Here is a 23,103-nt window from a genome sequence, read left to right as displayed (position 1 = left end):
GGACGGGCCTTGAAGGAACGGAAACGGGAGATCGTCATGAAAAGGAAGTGGCTGTATTTCATGTTCTTTGCGCTCGATGCCGTTCTGATGGCATGCATGGGGCTGGCGGCCTTTATTTATTATCTGGCCTATTCGCGCGTGCCCAATCATACCCTGTCCGTCGTTCATCGTTCGCTCACGGCCCCGGTGTCGGTCATACGGGACGATTGGGGCGTTCCCCACATCAAGGCCGACACGGAGACCGACGCCTATTTTGTGCTCGGATATGTCATGGCGCAGGACCGCCTGTTTCAGATGGAACTTGTTCTTCGTTTGGCCGGCGGCGAGTTGGCTGAAATATTGGGTCCCCCGGCCGTTCCCATAGACAAACTGGCGCGGACCTTTCAATTGCGCGCCCACGCCGCGAAATATCTCAAGGCCCGGGCGGAAGAGCGGCCCGAAATAAAGGCGGCCGCCGACGCCTTCGTCGCGGGGATCAATCACCGGGTGGATCGGGAAGCATTACCCTTCGAGTTTGCCGTTTTGCGAATTCCCAAACGGCATTACACGCCCGAGGATTGCCTTACCGTGGCGGCCATATTGCCCATCAGTTTCGCGGAGGGGCTGAGAAGCGATCCGCTGTATTCGCTGATCGAAGAGCGTTTTCGCCAATTAGGCATCCAGCGGAATGTTCAGGATCTGTTTCCCGGTTATTCAAAAGAAACTCCGATCACCGTCATGGAAACCATCGGGGAGGCAGAAGCCTTTCTCGCGGCGAAACAACCGCAAGCCCGTGGCGCGGCGGACGCAGCGGGCGGCGAGGCGCTGCGCGCATTCCTCGATTCCGCGGCTACACTGTCGAGGTTGTTCGGCCCCTCGCTGGGGAGCAATTCGTGGGTGCTGGGCCCCTCGCGCACGGAGTCGGGCAAGCCGATTCTAGCCAACGATCCCCACATCGCGCTTACCAATCCGGGCGTCTGGTACGAGGCGCATCTGATCTACGGCGAAATCAACACCTACGGGTATTTTCTACCCCTGATCCCTTTCGCGCTGATCGGCCACAACGGCGACTACGCATGGGCGCTGACCATGTTCGAAAACGACGATGTGGACCTCTATCGCGAAACCTTCGACCCCAATGATCCGGGCAAGGTCATGTATAAAGGCCAATGGACCGATGTCCGCACAACGACGGAAACCATCAGGGTCCGGTTCGGGCGCGATCAGACGATTGACGTGCGAAACACGCCGCACGGACCCATTATCACCGATCTGTTCCGAACCCTACACAAGTACGAGGGACCGGATATCGCATTGTCTTGGGTTTGGCAGCATACACAGTACACCGACATGGAAGCCCTGTACGACATGAACCACGCCCGGACTATGGAACAGTTCGGCGCGGCGCTCGCCAAGATCACCTCGCCGGGACTCAATGTCTCCTACGCCGACCGCGCGGGAAACATCGCGTGGTGGGCGGCCGGCCTTCTTCCCATACGACCCCGGCATGTCAACCCCAAGTGTTTGCTGGACGGGGCTTCCGGCGACGACGATATTCTCGGTTATGTGCCCTTCGATGCGAATCCACACCTGATCAACCCGCCGTCCGGATGCATCGTCTCCGCCAACAACAAATCCACCGTGAAGCCCGTCGGGCCCATCCAGGACCTTGAGGGATATTGGCAGCCCACCGATCGCGCCGGACGTATCGAGCAACTGCTCGACGCCCGTGAAAAATGGAACCTCAACGATCTGCGCGCCGTCCAACTGGACGACGTGGCCTACAACGGCCCCCGCATGGTGGGGGCGATCGCGAATGCGTTGAAGCCCGTTGCGGATCGTCTCAATCCCTTACAGCGCCAGGCGCTCGAACTATTGAACTCTTGGGATTTTGGGCACGACAAGGGATCGGCGGGCGCCGCGCTGTTCCAGGTGCTGTGCGACGAACTCCTCGACCGGATCCTTTCGGATGAACTGGGCGCCGATTATCTCGGCGTCTTTTTCATGTGCGCCGATCATTGGAATTTTTTCAAGTACGTTCTTGAAAACCCCGAATCGCCCTATTGGGACAATTGCACCACGTCCCAGGTCGAAACGCGAACGGACATCGTGTTGAATGCGCTGGAAGCCGCTGTGGGAAAACTTGCGCGCCTGCTTGGGCCGGATATGGCCCAGTGGACTTGGGGCGCCATTCATGTCATGGAGTTCAAGCATCCCTTTGGTTATCTTCCGCTGTTGGGGCGGATCTTCAATATCGGGCCGTTTCCGGCCGCCGGCGGAAGCCATTTGGTGAATAACATGCTGTATTCGCGGGGGAAATGGCCGTACAAGGTCGTGGCGGGTCCCTCGACGCGGCGGCTTATTGATTTTGCCGATCCGGCCCATTCCCTGACGGTCCTTCCCACGGGAAACGGCGGTAATTTCATGGGATTGAACTACGATGATCAGGCTGCGTTGTTCATGGCGGGCCAGTACCGGGAACCGCATTTTCTCATGGAGGAAATAAAGAAACACATGGCCAGCGCTATGATATTCCTGCCGGGCGATTCCGCGGGGAATATCATCCCGCGGGAAAAACAGATCGAGGCCCCCGCCGGTACGGATTTGGGCGAATCGTAAGGCCGCGCGCGCCTATGGATGGTCGTCTTCGGCGGAAAGCGGGGGAGGAGCCGCCATTTCAACGGTGCTGGCGGACACGCGGCGTTCGACGGGCGCGGACGGCTGAAATACGACGGTGTAGGTTATCCAGCCCAACAGCACCACGGAGGCGACCACGGCCCACGTCATGACCTCCTGAACCCAGTCCGGAATCCGGAATTCGCCGCCGTCCGGGCGACTCAAAAAACGGTTGCCGCAAACCGGGCGCAGGCAGGCGCGATAACTGTCCACGTAGCGTTCGGCGTTGAGTTCCAGGAACTCGCAATAACTTCGAATGAATCCGATGGCGTAACAGGCCGCGGGCAGGCCGCGCATGTCGCCGCGTTCCATCGCGGCGAGATACGGCGCGGGCACGCGCGTCCGTCGAAACGCCTCATACAAGCTCAACCCCAACTTCTCGCGCTTTTCGCGCAGCTCGTGGCCCGGAAAAGAAGTCTCTTTCATGGTTCCCTGTCCCCGGGAGCATAGTCCACGAGAATTTCGCGGGCCTTGCTCCCCAAATGTGGTCCCACAATGCCTTTCAGTTCCATCATGTCAATCAAACGAGCGGCTCTAGTATACCCCACCCGGAGCCTCCGTTGCACCATTGAAATCGAGGCCTGTCCCGTTTCCAGAACGACCCGCACCGCCTCGTCGAAAAGTTCGTCCGCCTCCGCGTTCAGTTCCTCCTCGAGTTCTTCCCGGCTTTTGCCGAAATTCTCGATTTCGTCGCGGTATTGCGGCGGGGCCTGCGTCTTCAGGTATCCCACCAGCGAGTTCATTTCATGGTCGCTGACAAACGCGCCCTGGATGCGCACCGGCACGGAACGTCCCGCGGGCAGATACAACATGTCGCCGTTTCCGATCAGACGCTCGGCGCCAATCTCGTCGAGAATGCACCGCGAATCCGTGCGCGAAGACACTTGGAACGAGATGCGCACCGGGAAATTCGCCTTGATCACGCCGGTCAGCACGTTCACCGACGGGCGCTGTGTCGCGATGATCAGGTGAATGCCGACCGCCCGCGCCAGTTGCGCAAGGCGCATGATGGCGTCTTCGACTTCCGCCCGCGCCAGCATCATCAGGTCCGCCAATTCGTCAATCACGCATACGATGTAGGGCAGTTTCCGAACCAGATTGACCGACTCGCCCGCGGCGTTGCCTTCCTCGTCGGGCATTTCGATTTCGCCGTTCTCGACACTCTCATTATAGACCTCGATGTTGCGCACGCGTAGTTGCGCGAACAGGCGGTATCGTTCCTCCATTTCCGTAATCAGCCAGTTCAGCGCGGTGGCGGCCTTCTTCGGCTCGGTCACCACGGGCGTGATGAGATGCGGAATGTCGTTGAAGATCGAAAACTCGACCATCTTCGGATCAATCAGCATCAATTGCACTTCCTCGGGCGTCTTCATGAACAACAGGCTCGCCAGGATGGACTTCACGCAGACGGTCTTTCCCTTGCCGGTGGCGCCCGCGATCAGCAGATGCGGCATGACGGCCAGATCGGTCGCGATTACATCGCCCGCGATATCTTTCCCCAGCGCAAGCACCAGCGGGCCTTTTGTCTTGCGGTATGTCTTCGATTGGAGCAGTTCGCGCAGCACGACCGGTTCGCGATCGATGTTGGGCAATTCGATGCCGACACGCCCCTTGCCCGGAATCGGCGCTTCGACGCGCACCCCGTCCGCTTTCAAGGCCAGCGCGAGATCGTCCGCGAGCGACGTGAACCGGTTCACTTTGATTCCGGGCGCGGGTTCGAGTTCGAATCGCGTGATTGTCGGTCCGCGGGTGATGTCGGTCACACGCGCTTCAATGCCGAACGTCTCAAGGGTGCGTTCGAGCAACAAACTCGTCTGGTGCAGCGATTCCGTCAGCAATTCGGGGGAACGGGGCGGGGGCGCCAGTTCAAGCAGATCAAGGCTGGGTTTCTTGTAATGGCGCGGATAGACGTAGTCCGGCGGCAACTCGTCGAGTTCCGCATTCTTGCGGCGGGGCATCGGACGGGCGGCGCGCGGCTTGTAGACGGGCGTGGCCGCCCCATTCGTGCCCATGGCCGCCGGTTCGTCCCTCTTGACTTCCTCCGGGGCGGGCAACGATATCCGGGTTGTTTCCGGCGGCGCTGTATCCGTCTCAACCGGCTCCGAAACGGCATGAAACGGGATTTCTTCCTGGACGATCTCGACGGGCGGAGGGGCCGTCCGGATGCGGATGCGCGCCGGAGCGCGCTCCGGGCGTTCCTGAACGGCCGGCGTTTCTTCGCGCGTGAAAGCGGCGTCCATTTGGGCGGTCATGGGAACGGACTCGGCCACATCGGACGGCGGATCCGGCTCGTGAAACACGCCGTGAATTCCGCGAAGCGGTTTTTCATCGCGTTTGCGCCGCAGGGCTGCGGCTTCCGCGTGGCGTTGCCAGGCACGGCCCAAAAGGCTGTACAGCGCGTTGCTTGCCCGGATGATTTGCACGGCGATGAAATAGAACCACGCCGCCACGCGCACGAACAGAAACTCCGTTGCCAGAAGGATGCCCACAATGCCCAGCGTGGCCGCGATGACATCCGAACCGATCCGGCCGAATGTGGGCAGGAGCAAACGGCCCACATACGCGCCTATCACCCCGCCCGGGAGACCCTCCAGCGCGCTTGAAAACAGGTGAATATGCAGAAGACCGGCCGCCGAACCCGACAGCAGCAGCAATCCGGCCAGTCGAAGCGCAAGCCGGTCGAGCGGACGATGCCAGATCAGCATCATCGCCCATACCCCGGTCATGATATACAATACATGCGCCGCATGGCCCAGCAATACCGACAAAAATCCGGCCGTGTAAGCCCCCGGACGTCCGCACAAATTGAACGCCGCGCCCAAATCGTCCAAGGGAACCGTACCTTGGTAATGAATCGAAGCCAGCGCGAAAAACAAAAAGCAGGTCACTGCCAACAAAGAAATTCCGAGGATCTCGCATGCCCGATCCCGCGGAAATTTCGCCGGTACGCTCATATTCCTAAACCCCAACATATCAACCATCCGCCGAACGCCTCGCATCCTAACACAAAAGCACGCAAAATGCAACAAAATATTGTGGTTGTCTAGGATTGATCCACTACCTGTTGTGCGCATTTCAAATATATTTCGTAATTTTATTATATTGCGCAGAAAAAGAGAGGGGGTTTTTACAAACATGATTTGCGGCACCAGGATGATTGTGATAAGGTGACGGCATTCCAAACGCAAGGAGTATCTTGAAATGAAAACGCCGTTTTCTGTGGCAATCGAACCCGATTGGCGCGGGTTGCTCGATGCCATTCTGCGCACGGGCCGGCCGAAGCGTGTGCATTTCATCGAATTGTTTCTGGATCCGGAGGTGTCCGAGGCGCTTGCGTCCCGTTATGGCATTCTTGACGACTTGAATCCGTCGGACCCCTATTACACGGAGAAGCGCGAGGTGGCCATCCAGTCGTTCCTTGGCTACGATTATGTCCGGTGCAGTCTTCGCGGAATGGATATGCCGCTCAACTATTCAAATACAAAAGATACGGCCGATCTCGCGCGGCGCGACGGACGCCAATACGTGGACGAACACAAAGGCCCCGTGACGACGTGGGAGGAATTCGAGCGGTATCCATGGCCCGATCCCGAGGCGGCGAGTTCGCGATCGCTCGAATGGTATGAGGCGCATTTGCCGGAAAACATGTGCGTGATCGGCAGCGGCGGTTTTGCTCATTTCGCCGAATACATCACATGGCTCATGGGATACGAAACGCTGTGCTTCGCGCTGTGCGAGCAGCGGGACCTTGTCGAGGCGATTGCGCGGCGCTTGGTTGATTCGTACCGGATCTTTTTGAAGCGCCTGCTCGCATTCGACCGCGTGAAGATCGTGTGGGGCAGCGACGACATGGGTTACCGCGGCGGGCCGTTGATCGGTCCGGACGACTTGCGCGCATTCGTGTTGCCCGGCCACAAACTGATGGCGGAGATGTCGCATGCCGCCGGGCGGCCGTATCTGCTGCACGCGTGCGGGAACCTGAGTCTCATCATGGACGACCTGCTGGACGATGTGCGCATTGACGGGAAACATTCCTTCGAGGACACCATCGAACGCGTGACGGACGCAAAAGACACCTACGGCCGCCGCATCGCGCTGCTCGGCGGGATTGACGTGGATTTTCTGTGCCGCGCGTCCGAATCGGACGTGCGCCGCCGCGTGCGCGAGACGCTCGAAAAGTGCATGCCCGGCGGCGGATATGTCCTTGGCACCGGCAACAGCGTCGCCAATTACATTCCCCTCGACAACTACCTTGCCATGCTCGACGAAGGCCGGAAGTTCTCGGTGTAGGGCGCCGCGCGGTCAACAGGATGAAAAAGCCCGGAGAGTCACCCATGGTTGCGGGCAAGACACGCCGATGATAGAAACGTTTCTCGACGATTTGAATCCCGCTCAACGGGAAGCGGTGCTCCACACCGAGGGGCCGTTGCTGGTGTTGGCCGGGGCGGGCAGCGGAAAGACGCGGGTGATCACGCGGCGCATAGCACACATTGTGGCGCGCAAACTTGCCAAGCCGTCGCACATCCTCGCCGTGACCTTCACAAACAAGGCCGCGGAGGAAATGCGCGATCGCGTCGGGGAACTCGTCGGCGCGAAAACGGCCCAAGACATCATGCTGACGACATTTCATGCGTTCTGTGTGCGCGTGCTTCGTGCGCATATCCATCGCATCGGATACCGCAAGGATTTTTCCATCTGTGGCGAGGGCGACGCACGGACGCTCGTGCGGCGCATTCTCGGCGATCTCGACGGAGTTCGCGAGACGTTCAGTCCGCAGCGCTTGCAATCCGCCATCAGTCTTCACAAAAACGGCTGCGACAGACCGCCGCCTTTTCCCGTGGACGACAAGATTCCGGCTGACACGGAAGCGAAATACAAGGCATGGCTGCCGGAATTCATCGGGCGCTATCAATCCGCGCTACGCGCCGCGAACAGCCTCGATTTCGACGACCTGCTGGCGTTGACGCTTGAATTGTGGCGCAAGGAGCCCGATCTTCTCGCGAAATTTCAGCAGCACTACCGTTACGTGCTGGTGGATGAATATCAGGACACGAACCGAATCCAGTACGATTTGTTGCGCGCGATTGCCGAACCCCGCCGCAATCTCTGCGTCGTCGGCGACGACGATCAATCCATCTACGGCTGGCGCGGCGCGGAGCCGGCCCACATCCTCGCGTTCGACCGCGACTACCCGGACGCGCGCGTGATCACGCTCGACCAAAACTACCGATCGACGGAAACGATCCTGTCGGCGGCCAATGCCGTCATTGCGAACAACGCCGAGCGGCGCGCCAAGAATCTTTGGAGCACGCTTGGCGCGGGGCGGCCCATCGAATGGATCGTGGCGGGCGACGAGGAACACGAGGCAAGGGCCATTATGCAATGGCTGACGCACATCCAAAAGAAAACGGATGCCGCGTGCGGCGATTTCGCCGTCTTGTACCGGTCAAACCTCCAGTCGCGTCCCATCGAAATGGCCCTGCGGCAGGCGGGAATACCCTATGTCGTCGTCGGGGGACAGGAATTTTTTGAACGGGCCGAGGTCAAGGACATTCTGGCCTATCTGAAACTCGCCGCAAACCCCCGCAATGAAACCGCGTTTCTGCGCGTGGTCAATGTGCCGCGACGCGGCATCGGCGACGCGGCGCTGCACCGCATTCACGATCTATGCGGGAACGGATCGCTTTCCATCTGGGACGCATCGCTTCAGGCCGTGCGCCGGGGACTTGTCGAAAAAAACGCCGCCGCAGGTCTGGAAAGTTTTCACCGTATCATTGAAACGTTTCGGAAGCGATTCCGGCAGCCGGACGCGCCTTTGCGCGCCATTGCCGAAGACCTTCTCGATGCGATCGCCTATCGCGCCGAGATTGGCCGGACCTCCAGGACGCCGCAGCAATTCGAACAACGCTGGGGCAATGCCGAGGCCGTGCTTCGCGCCATCGAAATCCATGAACAATCGGCGAAAGCGCCGTCTCTCGCCGGGTTTCTCGACGAGAATGCGCTGGACGGCGACGACGACCGCCAAAGCAGGGAAAAGCGGCGTGAAGACGCCGTTACGTTGATGACCATCCACAGCGCCAAGGGCCTTGAATTCCCGTTCGTGTTCATCGCCGGTTGCGAGGAGGGGCTTATCCCGCACGACCGATCGTTGCGCGAAAACGGGATCGAGGAGGAACGCCGCCTTTTTTATGTGGCGCTGACGCGCGCGAAACGCCATGTCACCGTGTTCGAGGCCCTTGCGCGCAACCGTTTTGGCCGCATCTGCATGACGAAAACCAGCCGGTTTCTTGGGGAGATTCCCTCGGAACTCGTGCGCAGACGTGTCCTGGCCGCCCGCGAAATGGTCGAATCGGCCATGACGCCAATGAAAACAAAACCGCGAAGGAAACGCCGTCCGCGACCACTCGCATGAATGCGTGGATGCGGCGTTTTTTGAATCAATCCGGCCGGACATGCTATAGTCGTGACGGTGCCGTAGTGCGTCTATTACGGCCTATAACTGGTGCGGAATCGGCAGTGCCGACAATCCCAAGGAGTACACGAACATGCCATTAGTTCCCATGCGTCAAATTCTGGATGAGGCCGCGAAGGGCGGATACGGTGTAGGCGCCTTCAACGTCAACAACATGGAGCAGATCCAGGCCATCATGCAGGCGGCCCACGACACAAAAAGCCCGGTAATCATCCAGGCTAGCCGCGGAGCGCTCAAATACAGCAAAATGATTTACCTGCGCAACCTGATCAAGGCCGCCGAGGAGGAATTTCCGGAAATTCCATTGGCGATGCACCTCGATCACGGCAACAGCGTCGAGACCTGTGAAAAGGCCATCGAACTCGGATTCACATCGGTCATGATTGACGGATCGCTCGCCGAAGACGGGAAGACTCCCAACACGTATGAGGCCAATGTGGCCATCACGAAAAAGGTCGTCGAGATGGCCCATCCGCTCGGCGTGACGGTCGAGGGCGAACTCGGCTGCCTGGGCGGCATCGAGGACGGGCACGGCGCGGGATTGAGCGTGGACGAAGTCAACGCCCATCTGACGGATCCGGCGCAGGCCGAAGAATTCGTCGCGGCGACGGGCGTTGATGCGCTGGCCGTCGCCATCGGCACCAGCCACGGCGCGTACAAGTCCGGCCGCAAGGATCCCGTCACGGGCAAAATGCTCCCGCCGATGCTTGCCATGGAGCGCATCCATCAAATCCACGCCCGCATGCCAAACTGCCACATGGTCATGCACGGATCGAGTTCGGTGCCACAGGAACTGGTGGACATTATCAACCAGTACGGCGGCAAAATGCCCGGTACTTTCGGCATCCCCATTGAGCAGATTCAGGATGGCATCAAGCACGGTGTGCGCAAGATCAACGTGGATACGGACAGCCGTCTTGCGATGACCGGCGCCGTTCGCAAGCTATTGGCCGAGAAGCCGGAGAAATTCGATCCGCGCGATTGGCTTGGACCTGCCCGCGAAGCGGCTTATCAAGTCTATGTGGCGCGCATGAAAGCGTTCGGCCAAGCCGGTCATGCGGGCGATTACGTCCCCATGACCCTCGACGACATGAAGAAGGTCTATGCCGCCGCCAAATAAGCGGAAAACATTCCGTTGTAAATGCCATTGCAGGAAATCCCGGCCGGGATTTCCTGCAATGTGTTGTGAATGGGGGGATTTACTTGTTCTGGGCCGGGGCGTTGGCGGGCGGATTAGGTATGATGGCCGTTCCCGGATCGGCCCGTTTTTCCGTGGTTTCCGCCGGTATGACTTCGAGCAATTCGACTTCGTAGATCAGCATTTTTCCCGGCGGGATATTCGGGCGTCCGGCATCTTTGTATGCGAGTTCGGACGGGATGAACAACTGCCACTTGTCCCCCTCTTTCATGAGTTGCAGGGCCTCGGTCCAGCCGGCGATTACCCGGCCAACCTGAAATTCGCCCGGCATGCCCCGCTTTTCCGTGCTGTCGAATTCGGCGCCGTCCGGCAGGGTGCCGCGGTAATTCACTTTCACGGTATCCGCGGCCGTGGGCGATTTCCCATGGCCCGATGCGAGAACTTTGTACTGCAGTCCGCTCGGCAGGCTGACAACGCCCTCTTTTTTCGCGTTTTCTTCCAAAAACGCGGTCTGTTCGGCCTTGTTTTCCTCGATTTGACGCTTTTGTTCTTCCTGGCGCTTCAGCATCATGCTCTGTTGGAACGATATCATGATCTGTTTCATCTCGTCGTCGGACATTAGCGTCTCTTTGCCATCCATGGCGTCTTGCAGTCCTTGAATGAGGTTTGGCAGGTCAATGTCCACTTTGGCCTTTTTCAGTCCGGCGCCCCATTGCGCCCCAAGGCTGTAACTCACTTTTTGAATTTCGCTCATCGCGCTGACGGCCGCGGCCTTTTCAGAGGTTTGCGTCTGATCCGGCGCGGGGGATTCCGCGGGCTTTTCATCCGCGGCGAAAATCGGTCCCATGGCCAACATCACCAACATGGCGCACAACAATGTCTTTGTCATTTCCGGTTCCTTTCCTTGTGGCAACCGGTAGTGTACGTCCGGCGGGTTGGGTTGAGCAAATGGCCCCGCTTGCATGCCCCGCATGCTTGGATCGCGATGGAAGCCCGTTTTTATGATTTTTCCTGAAAATTGTTGGGTTATTGCATTTTTTCCCAGGGTGTATTATCGTAATACCCGGATACAGTGAACGGGTGAAGTGCATGTCGGCGGGCCGGTGATTGACGCCGCGCGATCGAGGAGGCAATGCCATGAACCCGATGGAACTGGCCGGATTGGCCACGCGGTTTCTGGATGCGTGGAATTCGCAGGTGGTGGAGCGTGTGGTGGCGTGTTACACCGAAGACGTCCGGTATCGCGATCCGTATCTGCGCGAAGTCATCGTGGGGTCCGATGCGCTCCGGCGTTACCTCCGGAAACTGTTTTCCATGTGGGCGATGCACTGGACGCTTCTGGACGGCTATCCCCTTGCGGGGCGGGAGGGCGCCGCGATTCTCTGGCATGCGACGTTCCGTTACATGGAAGGAACCGAGGCGGTTGATGCCGACGGCATGGATCTGGTGTTGCTGCGGGACGGCAAGATTTCACGAAACGACGTCTTCTTCGACCGGACCGTCCTTCTCCAGTTGAGACCACCGGAGGAACGATAGCAACGGCTCCTGCACGGCTACTGTGCGATCGGCGTTGCCCGCTTCAAGGGGATGTGGCCCAGATCCACGGCATCGCCGGGGGGCAGCCTCACTTCCGCAAGGTCCGCCGAAGCGCCGTCCTGTGTTTTTATACGAATCGCGTAGATGCCCGCGGGCACGGCGCCGAAGCGGACACGCCCGGCGGCGTCGGATGTTTCGCGCGCCGGCCACCAGGGGCCTTGCCGGGGATGCAGCATCATGATGTCAACGGTTGTGCCGGGCGCGTCAACGGCCATTTCGAGCGATGCGCCCGGAACCATTACAACGTCCATGGTTTCCGTGCCGGGATTTCCGCCCGATTGCACTTCGAAAAAATTGTTTGCGAATTTCTTCAACGCCGGATCCCACATGCGCAGGTAAAGTGGCCGGTCGGAGGGAATGGCAAGCACGCTTAGGCCGTTGTCCGCCGAGGGGGCGCCGCGGCTCAGCGGTTCGTCGAAGGCGTTGGGTTCTCGCGTGGCTATGGGGATCATGCCGGCGACCGGACGTCCGTCGAGATCCACGGCGCGCAATGCGACCGAAAACGTTTCCGGGACGGGAGGGGGTGCGGGCGGCGACGGCTTGCCGCAACCGCTCGCGGCCATTAGGAACAGCATCGTCGCGGTAATGCGCGCACAATCACGATTCACGGCGCGCCTTTCCCTCGCCGGCGAACTGGACGTCGTAGAGACGGCGGTACAATCCGCCGCGCGCGATGAGTTCGTCATGCCGGCCTTGCTCCACCAATTCGCCGCCGTCAATGACCAAAATGCGGTCGGCGCGCTGCACCGTCGAAAGGCGGTGCGCGATGACGAGCGTTGTCCGTCCGACGACGAATTCCTCGATGGCGGCCTGGATGGCCCGCTCGCTTTCGGAATCGAGACTTGACGTCGCCTCGTCGAGAATCAAGATGGCGGGATCCTTGATGACGGCCCGCGCGATGGCGATCCGCTGGCGCTGACCGCCCGAAAGCGTTCCGCCGGATTCGCCGATGGGGGTGTCGTATCCCTGCGGCAGTTTTTCGATGAATTCGGCGGCATGGGCGGCTTTCGCGGCTTGGCGTATGCGTTCATCGGGGTAATTCTCGCTACCATAGGCGATATTCGCGCGGACCGTGTCGTTGAACAGGACGGTGTCCTGGGTGACGACACCGATCTGCGCCCTCAGACTCTTGAACGAAACCTCTCGAATGTCGGCGCCGTCAATGCGTATGACGCCGCGCTGCGGATCGTAAAAACGCGGGATTAATTTGGCGATGGTCGTCTTTCCCGAACCACTGAAACCCACCAGCGCGGCCATCTCGCCCTTGCGAATCTCGAATGAAATGCCCTTCAACACCGGCGTGACGCCGTCGTAGGAGAAATGGACGTCGTCAAAACGGATGGATTCGCGCAGCGGCGGCAGCGCGGGCGCATTGGGCGCCTCGATGATGTCCGGTTTCATGTCAATGAATTCGAACACGCGCTCGGCGCTTGCCACGCTGGTCTGAATCATGTTGTTCACGCCGGAAAGTTTCCGGAGGGGATCCATCATCGCCGCCAGCGCGCCGAACAGGATAACCAATCCGCCGCCGTCAATCTGGCCCGACTCGAAGGCGTTGTTGGCCATCAGGATGAAGAGGGCAAGCCCGACCATCATGAGAAATTCGGCGGCGGGATCGATGGCGGCGTCCGCCTTGACCATGCGGGTCATGTAACGCCGGATCCGTTGCAGTTCCTCATGGACGCGCCGGGCCTCGTAGGCTTCCATGCAATAGGCCTTCACGATGGCGATGCCGCCGACGGTTTCGGCCACCATGCCCGACATGGACGCGATGCGCTGCAACGAATTTTGTACGCTCTTTTTGACCTTCCGCCCGATGGCATAGATCACATAGCCGATGGCGGGCAGAACGAGCAGGACCGTCAGCGTCAGGCGCCAGTTCACGCTCAAGGCCAGGAAAAGGCAAAACAGGATTTTCACCGGTTCGCGAAACAGGCGAATGCAGACCATCGTAAGGCCGCGATTGACCATGAAAATGTCGTTTGTGAACCGCGCGAGGATTTCGCCCGTGGTCCGGCGCTCGAAAAACGGCATCGAAAGTCCGATCGTGTTTTCATACATTTCTTGGCCCAAGGTGATCGAAACGTTCACGCCGATGGCGCCCGCGAAATATTCCTGAAGGAACCGAGCAAATCCCGTCGAAAAGGAGATCAGCACCAACGCCAGCGCGAGATAGGAAAGCGCGGTGGGGCGATTGGCCCGAAGCATGGTGAAGAGGTTTCGCAGGCGCGGTTCCACATTGTCCGGGCGCCATCCCGTCACGCGCTGAACGACGCCCGCCATTTCCTCGGCGCGTGCGACCGCCGCGTCTATTTGCGGGGCCAACGTGGCTTCGTCCACATACAGCAGTTTGATGACGCCGCCGATGGTCAGGATCATCGAACTGAACAGCGAGGCCACGACCATTGCGAAAAACAGCGACAGCAACAGCCGGAATTTGTACTTCCAGGCGTAACCGAGCAGGCGGCGGTAAATCCGCCACGCGCTCGTTCGCGCTTGTAAGAGGTTCCGGGTGTTGTATTCGGGTTCGGCCAGATCGGTCATGGCATTTTGCGTCCGCGATCCATTTGGTTGTCCGGCTACCCTACTCGCTGGGCCTGCCCAAGGTCAAATGAAAAGGGCCGTGCCCTTGTGGCGGCGTGTGCGTGTGGGGAAAAAGGGGCGGGAAGAAAAAGGGATTATTAAGGGGGCGCATTGAGGATGCCGTATGAAACCGACTATGATTCGACCTCGGCGGCTTTCGGCGTAGGTTGCCTGTTCTTCAATGGCGATGACGGGCGTGAAGCCGGAATGCGGCAACAGCAGGTCCTGAAGAGATGACGTTCAAGAAATATTCAACGCTTTTCGCCAATGACACGGATTGCGAGGTCCGGTTTGATTCCCTCGCGCGACAACTCTATGCGACCGATGCTTCTATCTACCAGATCGAACCGTTTGCGGTGGCGTTTCCGCGCACGGCGGAACAGGCGTCGTCGGTCCTTCGAGCGGCCGTGGAGGCGGGCATTCCCGTCACGCCGCGCGGCGCGGGGACGGGGCTTGCGGGCGGCGCCATCGGCGATGGCCTCATACTCGAACTGGCGCGGCATACACGGTTTATTGCCGACCTCGATGTTGAACGACGCACCGTCCGTGTGGGCGCGGGCGTCGTGCTTGATCAATTGAACGAATTCCTACGGCCGCACGGGCTCTGTTTCGGTCCGGACGTGGCGACAAGTTCGCGCGCGACACTCGGCGGCATGATCGCGAACAATTCTTCCGGCGCGCGCGCGCCAATCTATGGCACCACAATCGATCATGTCGAGTCGGTCGAGGTTATCCTTGCCGATGGCACGATCGCGACCGTCGGCGCCAAACGGGATTCGCTGCCGCTGCTGCGGGAAGAAGTGGACGCAATTGTCGCCCGGCATGCAGACACGATTCGCGAGCGTTTCCCGGATACGCTGGTCAAGCGCTGGCCCGCGTATGCGCTGGATGATTGCCTGCGCGCGCCAGGCGACCTGTCTCGCGTTGTGATCGGAAGCGAGGGTACGCTGGCCGCCGTGTGGTCGGCGACGCTGCGACTCGTGACGCCGCCGAAGCGCAAGGGACTCGGCTTGGTCTTTTTCGGAACGGTCGAGGAGGCGATGCAGGCGACGGTGGCCATTCTCGATCTCAAACCCGCCGCCATCGAGCATGTGGATCAAGTCTTGTTCGATCAAACACGCGACCAACTCGAATTCAAGACCGCGCGGGAACTGCTCGAACTCGACACAAAACCCTGCGGCGCGTTTCTCATCGTCGAATTCTATGATGATGTGGACGCGCGGCTCGATGCGCTTGCGAAGCGCAAACTCGGCCTGCGTTTCACGGCCTGCACCGAACCCGCGCACATGCTGCAAGTCTGGGGTCTGCGCAAGCGGGGGCTTTCGCTTCTCAGCGGTTGCAAGGGGCCCGCGAAACCCATCGCGGGCGTCGAGGACGTCGCCGTGCGCCCCGAACGGCTGCCCGAATACGTCGCGGCGGCGAAAGCCGCGGCGGAGCCGCTCGGCCTTGAGATGTCGTTCTACGGCCATGCGGCGTCGGGGTTGCTGCATATTCGGCCTGTCGTCGATCTTCATAAAGCCGACAGCATCGCGCGCTATCGCCGGCTTGCCGAGCGCATTTCGTCCGTGACAAAGGAATTCGCGGGGTCGCTGACGGGCGAGCACGGCGTCGGCATTGCGCGCGCCGAGTTCATGGAAGAACACCTCGGACGGGAACTCATTGATGCGATGCGGGCCATCAAGGCCGTGTTCGATCCGAAGGGACTCATGAACCCGGGCAAGGTCTTTCCGGACGGCGCGCGAATAGATGCGCCGTTGCGCTGGGGCGATGGCTACCGGATTCCAACCCCGTTTGCGCCCGTGCTGGCGTTTGCCGCGAAGGACGAGTCCTTTGTGGGGAATCTTGAACAGTGCAACGGCTGCGGGGATTGCCGCAAGGATTCACCGACGATGTGCCCGACCTTTTCGGCGACGGGCGACGAGATCATGTGCACGCGGGGCCGAGCGAACATCATTCGCGCCGTGCTCGACGGACGCATTCCGTCGTCCGACCCGCTCGCGTGCGAAGAACTCGAAGCGGCGCTGGGCAACTGCCTGTCGTGCAAGGCGTGCAAGAAGGAATGCCCGTCGAATGTTGATCTCGCGCTGTTGAAAGCGGAGTTGTTGTATGCGCGGCAACGCCGGCACGGCGTGCGCCTGCTCGAACGCATGGTCAGCCGTTTCGATTTATTGGGCAAGATGGGTTGCCTTATGCCGGGGCTGGCCAATGCAATCCTGCAGACGAACGCCTCCCGTCTGCTTCTCGAAAAGATCGTGGGCCTCGCGTCGAAACGGCCCTTGCCGCGATACGCCCGCGAACGCTTCGACCATTGGTTCGCGAAACGGACATCAAACGGCCGTGGACCGCGCGGACGCGTCTTGCTGTGGGATGATTGCTCGGTGCGGTACTACGAACCGCATATCGGCATGGCGGCGGTCCGTGTACTGGAGGCGGCGGGCTACGAGGCCGTCTTACCCAAAGACACGGCCTGTTGCGGCCGTCCCGCGTTCAGCGTCGGGCGTCTTGACGTGGCGAAGCGCTTCGGCGAACGCAACATCGCGCGATTGCGCGGTGGCGACACGCCGATCGTTTTCCTGGAACCGTCGTGCTACTCGATGTTTCGGGGCGATTACCGCGAATTGGGGATTGCCGGCGCGGACGACGTCGCACGGCGCTGTTTTCTGTTCGAGGCGTTCGTCGAAGACCTGCTGGCGCGCGAACCGGACGCGATCGCGTTTCGGAGCGAATCCTGCCGCGTGGCGATTCACGCCCATTGCCACGCGAAAGCGCTTACGGATGTGAACGTCATGACGGCGCTGGCCGGCCGGCTGCCCGGACGCCAGGCGAAACTCATGGACACCGGCTGCTGCGGCATGGCGGGCAGTTTCGGCGCGCTTCGGTCGAAATACGATCTGTCGCTGCAAGTCGCCGCGCCGCTCATTCAACAGATCGCCGCGCTCGAACCCGGCACGCGCCTCGTCGCATCCGGGACCAGTTGCCGCCAGCAAATCGCCCATCTCAGCGACGTGCGGCCCCTGCATATCGCCGAACTGCTGGCCGCCGCGTTGCCGTAAACGTTCCGCCGCATATCCTCGATTGAGAGCGTGTACGGAAAGTCCCTTGGGCGCGAAACGTGGGACAGTCTATCCTGCGCCCTTTCCGTACACGCTTCGGGACATTGCGGGCGGGCCGCCGATCAGGGTTTTACGGATCGCGCACCGCTTTTCGTTCCCCGGCGAATGGCCATCCATGCCAGCGCAAGCGCCAAGACGCCCAGTATCGGGCCTCCGCCCGTTCCGGACGCCGGGGGCGGCGCCCCGTCAAGCGTGCCGCCGATGCAACCGCCGGTATCGGGTTCCTCGCCGGTTTCGCGGACCTCGATGTTCGCGTCAATCTTCTGTACCGCCGTGAACCACGCGAAACTGTCGCCGTACTGGCCCTTGAGATCGCACCGTTCGATACGCAGTTCCGCCTTGCCGTCTTCAGGCATCGCGATCACCTTGAAACGAAGCGTGACAAGCGTACCCGGCCCTTCCTTGGATGGCGCGATGCCGGTTGCCCGGCCCATGCCGATGTTGATGCGGCCGTCCGCGGCCTTGCAATCAATCTGGCCGCCGGCCAGGACGCTTCCCGCGAACTGTTTCAATGGCATTAGTTCGGGCGGATGCGAGATCCACATGTCGAATCCGCTCAATCCCTGCGGGGCGTCAATCAGTACCGGCACATCCACATTCGCACCCACCGGCGCCACCGCACTTCCGAGGGACACCGTGACGAAATCCGTGTCTTCGAGTATCACCCCCAGCAGCATCGGATCCAGCGCGTGGGCTTTTTCGGCCGGGAATGGATTGATGGGGAGGCCTGTCGCGAGACGCTGCAGCATAACCACGTCCGCGCTGTCTATGACGTTGTCGCCGTTCAGGTCGCCGGACTTGATCGAACAGTCGTCCGTTTCGCGTTCGCCGACGGAAATCTGGAGCGCATACAGCGCGTCGCCAATCTCGACCTCGTCGTTTCCGTTCAGATCGCCCAGGAGGCATTGATCGTTCGTGCACAATTCTCCCGTGTCGGAAAAATCCACCGGCAACGGGTTCACATCCTGATCGTACAGATAGACCTTGTCGAACCGGAGCGTGCCGCAAGTGTTCTCCGGCGCGTCGGCCCGGATACGGCCCAGCACGTCGAACAGATGGCCCACCCCGCGGATTTCACCCGTCGGTTGTCCCATGATGGTCATAATCGCCCTGCCCGGCGTGGACACGTTTGCCACGAAGGACATCCGGCCTGTCAGCGCCGTGGACTGCACCTCCAGGGAACTTGCATCGAGGAGGGTTTCGTCATAGCGGAACTCGATTTGGACGCCCCGCAGCACCGCGCCGTTCGGGGCCGACAGGTTCAGCGGAATGACCACGTCGTTCCCGGGCAGGGCCGACCGGTCCGGTATCCACATCGCGAGACCCTCGCCGGTGTCCGATACGGTGACATAGTCGGCCTTTGTCAGCGTGTCTCTGCCCGCGCTGGTCATTATCGTCAGCGAAACCGAATAATTGCCCGGCGAAAGGTAGTAGTGGCCTGGATCCTGCAACACACTTGAGCTGCCGTCGCCGAAGGTCCACAAGCGCGATAGCGCCGTTTGCCCGTGGGTGATCGTCGCGTCCTTGAATTGGACGTACAAGGGCGCCATCCCCCAAAGGGGCGTGCCGGTGAAGTCCACCAAGGGCGGCTGTGCGTTCACCGAGATATAACTTGTTTTCGTTTCGGTATCGCTTCCATCGTTCGTCGTGATCTTCAGGGATACCGAATAGGTTCCCGGCGACTGGTACGTGTGGATGGGATTCCGCCGCTCGCTCGTGCCGCCGTCGCCAAACGTCCATTCGCGCGAAATCGGCTCCCGGCCCTTGCAATCCGAGAGGTCCGTGAACAAAACGGACAACGGCGCGACGCCTGTTCGCGGCGATGCGATGAAATCCGCCTCCGGCGGTCGCAGGGGCGGCTTTACCGTTAGCGCCGCGCTGTTCGACGTGGCGCTCCCGACCATGTTGCTTACCATGCAGGCATAGAAGCCCGCGTCCGCCTCCTGGGCGCCCAAAATCGCAAAGCCGGCATTCGTCGCCCCCGGAATAATGTTTTCCTCCTTCTTCCATTGATAAATGAACGGTTCCGTTCCCGCGGCCCTGACAAAAAAGGAGACGGAATCGCCCGCTGTCACGGTCTGCGACACCGGCTGAAGGGCAATTTCCGGGGGATCGTTGACGTCCAGGAAGGCCACATCGCTCCTCGTGCCGCCGCAGGCATTGCTCACGTAACAGGCATACGCGCCCTCGAAGGCGTTCATGGCGTTTTCGATTATATACTGGTGCGATGTTGCGTCGGGCAGGTGGGCGCCGTCCTTTTTCCACTGAAAATGAAGGGGGCTGACCCCCGACGCCGTTACTTCGAATATCGCCATCCCTCCGGGGTTCACGGTTTGCGACCGGGGTTGCCCGGTTATCCGGGGCGGTTCCATTACCGTAAGCAGGGCATTTTCCGAAAGTTCGCCGCCGGCCGTGTTCCAGACATAGCACGAATAAGCGCCTTCGTAAGATTTCAATGCACTGGCGATGCTGTAACTGCTTTGCGTCGCGCCCCAAATGCAGATCCCGTCCTTGTGCCACTGATAATAAAAGGGCGTGGCGCCCGATACCGTCACGTTGAATTTTGCCACCTGTCCCTCCGGTACGGTCTGCGACTTCGGCTGTGACGTGATCAGCGGCGGATCGTTGACGATAAGCAATACGGGATTCGACGCGGCGTTTCCAACCGGGTTTCGGATGTAGCACGCATAGACGCCCTCATAGGCGTTCAGGGCGCTTGCGATGATGTACATGCTCAGGGTTGCGCCCGGAACAAGGCGGCCATCCTTGCTCCATTCGTAACTCAGCGGTTCCGTGCCTTGCGCCGCCACATGGAAGGAGGCGGATTCGCCCGGATTGACCGTCAGGGATTTGGGCTGTTCCGTAATCAGCGGGGGTTCGTGGCCCGACCAGTACCACGTGTCGTTCACGTATCCATTCGAAGTCGCCCCGCCCAAGATCCACAGTTTGTCGTCGAATACCGCTGTGGTGTGTTCGGACCGCTTTGACCAGCCGGTGTATATGGACGCCAACGTCCATGTGGCGCCGTCCGACGACCACCAGGTTTCGTTCGAAATTCCGGCGGAACCTTGTCCGCCCATTAGCCATAGCCTGCCCCTGTGCGCCGCGGCCGTGTGTTCGGCGCGCGTGGTCCAATGCGCTGTTGATGTGGCCTTTGTCCACGTTGCGCCATTCGGCGACCACCAGACATCGTTCTTGTAGGAGCCGTCGTATCCGCCGATGACCCACAACTTGTTGTCGTATGCCACGGCGGTATGTCCTTTACGCGGGGACCAGCCCGCATTTTCCGACATCTGCAGCCATGTCGTGCCGTCTTCAGAACACCAGACATCGTTTTTGTAGAGGGACGGCATGCCGGTATATCCCCCCAACACCCACAATTTATTGTTGAATACCGCCGTCGCGTGGTGGGTTCGCGGCGTCCAGCGCGCATCCGATGTTGCCAGCGTCCACGTGTTGCCATCCACCGACCACCATACGTCGTTCAAATAACCTGATGCCGCAATTCCGCCCATCACCCATAGTTTCTCACGGTGCGCCGCGGCCGTGTGTCCCTCCCGGGCGGTCCATGGCGCTTTCGAGGCAACACATGTCCAGATGGCGCCCTCCGACGAGCGCCACACATCGCTGAGATAGCGCGCGGAAGAGGTGTCGTATCCGCCCAATACCCATAATGAATGGTCGAAACTCGACGTTGCGTGGCTCCGGCGCTTGCTCCAAGTCGTGGATGATCCTGATACCTGTGTCCATGAGATGCCGTTGGAAGATTTCCATATGTCGGACGACCCGCCGCCCAACACCCATAAGTTATTCTGAAACACGGTTAGCGTGTGGCCCAATCGCCCGGACCATATGCCGGTGTTTGGCGAAAGGCGCCCCCACGTAATGCCGTCAAAAGAGGTCCATACATCGTTTTCAGCGTTTCCGCCGTAGCCGCCCATCACCCAGATCCGGTCGTTGAAGGCTGCCGAGGCATGGCCATGGCGCATGGACCAATCGGCGCTCATGGTGGCGATGCTCCACGTTGCGCCGTTCTCCGAACACCACACGTCGTTCAAATAGGGCCAGCCCGTGGCCGGGTCCTTTTTCCCGCCCATTACCCACAGTTTGTTTTGAAACACCACCGTCGTGTGGCTGCCGCGCGCGGGCCAGGCGGCATTCGATGTCGCCTGCGTCCATGTTGAGCCGTCTTCCGAATACCAGACATCGTTCAGGTAGGTGTTCTCGGCGATGCCGCCCAGGATCCAGATTTTGCCATCGAAAACGGCCGCGGTGTGTCCGCCGCGCCCGGACCACTCGGCATTGGCCGTCGCGCGGTTCCAGATCGCGCCGTCCTCCGACCACCACACGTCGTTATTCCCGCTGCCACCCATTACCCACATCTTGTTGTCGAAGACCACCGAGGCGTGATCGCTGCGTTCGAACCAGCCGGCGTTGGCGGCGGCCAGTTTCCACACCGATCCATCCGACGACCACCACACATCGTTTTTATTGTTGCCGCCCAGAATCCACATTTTTTTTTTGAACACCAACGTGGTGTGATCCGAGCGAGCGGTACTCGACACGCCGTTGCCGGCGTTGATCCAGCAGGGCGTGGCTTCGCCCTTGGCGGGTTCGGCGCCATCCGGGGTGTTTGCAAACGATTTCATCGCCGTGGCGCCTGCCAAGACCGCCAAGACGAGACAAGCCATCAATCGCATCTTGATTCGGTTCGTCATCGCGTTGTCCTCCTGTTGCAAGGAGTCCGCTTGCGCTTCGGGACGTCCGGCCAAACAACCTGCTTTCAAGCAAGGCAGGCTATTCCGTTACCCATGCGTCCTGTCGCGTATGCGTTCGCCTACAATGTCCTCTGCTGATAAAGACACACGACCCCGGAGAAAATGGAAGAAAAAATCCCCTCTTACCGGCAACTGCGCGCTGGAGAGCGACAAAATCCTGGCACGGTTTCATATTGCGCCTTTTCCCTTCCTGCAAGGCACTCTCGTTTGACGGAGGTTTTCGGCGCACAGGACGAAGTGATTCGTTAAGATATTATTCTTTACATGATCAATCTTATCTCAAGACCTTCCGGGAGTCAAGACAAATCTGAAAAAAGAATGATGCAAACCCTGTTGGGCGATTGATCGTACCGTTCGTGCGCTATCGCACGGTGCGCGAGGACGCGCACCCTTGGAGTTTCTACATTTTCCATGTTGAGTTGACGCCCTGAAAGGGCGCGACATCAAAGCCCAGGGCAACGCCCTGGGAAAAGCAACAAGAATAAGTCGAACAGCCCTGAAAGGGCGTAACCGAGCTGGCCACGGTCGTTACAACACATTGTTTCGCTCTTTCAGAGCTCAAATACAGAGAATACCTTCTTTCCCAGGGCGTTGCCCTAGGCTATCATATCCACGGCCTTTCAGGCCGAAATGTAGAAACTCCAGCGGTGCGCGAGGTCGCGCACCCTTGGAGTTTCTACATTTTCCATGTTGAGTTGACGCCCTGAAAGGGCGTGTCCCGGTTCAGCGGGAATTGGACAATCGCCGATTTTTCTAAGCGACTACAGT

General features: G+C 60.0%; 12 protein-coding genes. 6 read left to right on the top strand and 6 right to left on the bottom strand.

Features of this window, described 5'->3' with window-relative positions:
* Window positions 1-36 precede the first annotated feature (36 nt).
* Window positions 37-2,598: a penicillin acylase family protein gene (locus P5540_10810; GenBank protein ID HRT65304.1), complete on the top strand. Its 2,562-nt coding sequence runs from the start codon at window positions 37-39 to the stop codon at window positions 2,596-2,598.
* A 12-nt stretch (window positions 2,599-2,610) separates the two neighbouring features.
* On the opposite strand, the gene P5540_10805 is transcribed toward P5540_10810, so the two are convergent.
* Complete coding sequence (locus P5540_10805; GenBank protein ID HRT65303.1) at window positions 2,611-3,081, bottom strand: helix-turn-helix domain-containing protein; 471 nt, start codon at window positions 3,079-3,081, stop codon at window positions 2,611-2,613.
* Complete coding sequence (locus P5540_10800) at window positions 3,078-5,609, bottom strand: DNA translocase FtsK (GenBank protein HRT65302.1); 2,532 nt, start codon at window positions 5,607-5,609, stop codon at window positions 3,078-3,080. Before P5540_10800 ends, P5540_10805 begins: the two co-directional genes overlap by 4 nt.
* Window positions 5,610-5,856: 247 nt before the next feature.
* Between P5540_10800 and P5540_10795 the strand changes: the two genes are divergently transcribed.
* The 3 genes from P5540_10795 (at window position 5,857) to P5540_10785 (ending at window position 10,247) form a co-directional block, all read left to right on the top strand.
* The gene (locus P5540_10795) at window positions 5,857-6,945 is read left to right on the top strand and encodes a uroporphyrinogen decarboxylase family protein (GenBank protein HRT65301.1); all 1,089 of its coding nucleotides are present in this window, start codon (window positions 5,857-5,859) and stop codon (window positions 6,943-6,945) included.
* Between the two features lie 67 nt (window positions 6,946-7,012).
* Window positions 7,013-9,067: a UvrD-helicase domain-containing protein gene (locus P5540_10790; GenBank protein HRT65300.1), complete on the top strand. Its 2,055-nt coding sequence runs from the start codon at window positions 7,013-7,015 to the stop codon at window positions 9,065-9,067.
* Window positions 9,068-9,200: 133 nt separating this feature from the next.
* Window positions 9,201-10,247, top strand: coding sequence for a ketose-bisphosphate aldolase (locus P5540_10785; protein HRT65299.1), 1,047 nt, complete (start codon window positions 9,201-9,203; stop codon window positions 10,245-10,247).
* Window positions 10,248-10,326: 79 nt separating this feature from the next.
* On the opposite strand, the gene P5540_10780 is transcribed toward P5540_10785, so the two are convergent.
* Window positions 10,327-11,154 (bottom strand): FKBP-type peptidyl-prolyl cis-trans isomerase, encoded by an 828-nt coding sequence (locus P5540_10780; protein HRT65298.1) that lies wholly within the window; start codon window positions 11,152-11,154, stop codon window positions 10,327-10,329.
* A gap of 248 nt (window positions 11,155-11,402) precedes the next feature.
* On the opposite strand from P5540_10780, the gene P5540_10775 reads away from it, so the two are divergent.
* Window positions 11,403-11,801 (top strand): nuclear transport factor 2 family protein, encoded by a 399-nt coding sequence (locus P5540_10775; GenBank protein ID HRT65297.1) that lies wholly within the window; start codon window positions 11,403-11,405, stop codon window positions 11,799-11,801.
* Window positions 11,802-11,818: 17 nt separating this feature from the next.
* Here P5540_10775 and P5540_10770 read toward each other — a convergent pair whose 3' ends face one another.
* Window positions 11,819-12,469, bottom strand: coding sequence for a carboxypeptidase-like regulatory domain-containing protein (locus P5540_10770; GenBank protein ID HRT65296.1), 651 nt, complete (start codon window positions 12,467-12,469; stop codon window positions 11,819-11,821).
* Entirely contained in the window at window positions 12,459-14,405 is a 1,947-nt protein-coding gene (locus P5540_10765) for an ABC transporter ATP-binding protein (GenBank protein ID HRT65295.1), read from the bottom strand. Before P5540_10765 ends, P5540_10770 begins: the two co-directional genes overlap by 11 nt.
* 272 nt (window positions 14,406-14,677) lie before the next feature.
* Between P5540_10765 and P5540_10760 the strand changes: the two genes are divergently transcribed.
* Entirely contained in the window at window positions 14,678-17,497 is a 2,820-nt protein-coding gene (locus P5540_10760) for an FAD-linked oxidase C-terminal domain-containing protein (GenBank protein HRT65294.1), read from the top strand.
* A 122-nt stretch (window positions 17,498-17,619) separates the two neighbouring features.
* Here the strand turns inward: P5540_10760 and P5540_10755 are convergent, their stop codons facing one another.
* Window positions 17,620-22,275 carry an immunoglobulin domain-containing protein gene (locus P5540_10755; protein ID HRT65293.1) on the bottom strand — a complete coding sequence of 1,552 codons (4,656 nt, stop codon included), beginning with the start codon at window positions 22,273-22,275 and terminating at the stop codon, window positions 17,620-17,622.
* Between the last annotated feature and the right edge of the window lie 828 nt (window positions 22,276-23,103).

Source organism: Candidatus Hydrogenedentota bacterium, assembly GCA_035450225.1.
GTDB lineage: Bacteria > Hydrogenedentota > Hydrogenedentia > Hydrogenedentales > SLHB01 > DSVR01.
The sequence above is the reverse complement of the archived record's forward strand: the minus strand, read 5'-3'. Positions and strand labels throughout refer to the sequence as shown.

Excerpts from the sequence above, each read along its gene's own strand:
- P5540_10810 (HRT65304.1), top strand. The coding sequence starts at position 37 with ATGAAAAGGAAGTGGCTGTATTTCATGTTCTTTGCGCTCGATGCCGTT.
- P5540_10805 (HRT65303.1), bottom strand. The coding sequence starts at position 3,081 with ATGAAAGAGACTTCTTTTCCGGGCCACGAGCTGCGCGAAAAGCGCGAG.
- P5540_10800 (HRT65302.1), bottom strand. The coding sequence starts at position 5,609 with ATGAGCGTACCGGCGAAATTTCCGCGGGATCGGGCATGCGAGATCCTC.
- P5540_10795 (HRT65301.1), top strand. The coding sequence starts at position 5,857 with ATGAAAACGCCGTTTTCTGTGGCAATCGAACCCGATTGGCGCGGGTTG.
- P5540_10790 (HRT65300.1), top strand. The coding sequence starts at position 7,013 with ATGATAGAAACGTTTCTCGACGATTTGAATCCCGCTCAACGGGAAGCG.
- P5540_10785 (HRT65299.1), top strand. The coding sequence starts at position 9,201 with ATGCCATTAGTTCCCATGCGTCAAATTCTGGATGAGGCCGCGAAGGGC.
- P5540_10780 (HRT65298.1), bottom strand. The coding sequence starts at position 11,154 with ATGACAAAGACATTGTTGTGCGCCATGTTGGTGATGTTGGCCATGGGA.
- P5540_10775 (HRT65297.1), top strand. The coding sequence starts at position 11,403 with ATGAACCCGATGGAACTGGCCGGATTGGCCACGCGGTTTCTGGATGCG.
- P5540_10765 (HRT65295.1), bottom strand. The coding sequence starts at position 14,405 with ATGACCGATCTGGCCGAACCCGAATACAACACCCGGAACCTCTTACAA.
- P5540_10760 (HRT65294.1), top strand. The coding sequence starts at position 14,678 with ATGACGTTCAAGAAATATTCAACGCTTTTCGCCAATGACACGGATTGC.
- P5540_10755 (HRT65293.1), bottom strand. The coding sequence starts at position 22,275 with ATGACGAACCGAATCAAGATGCGATTGATGGCTTGTCTCGTCTTGGCG.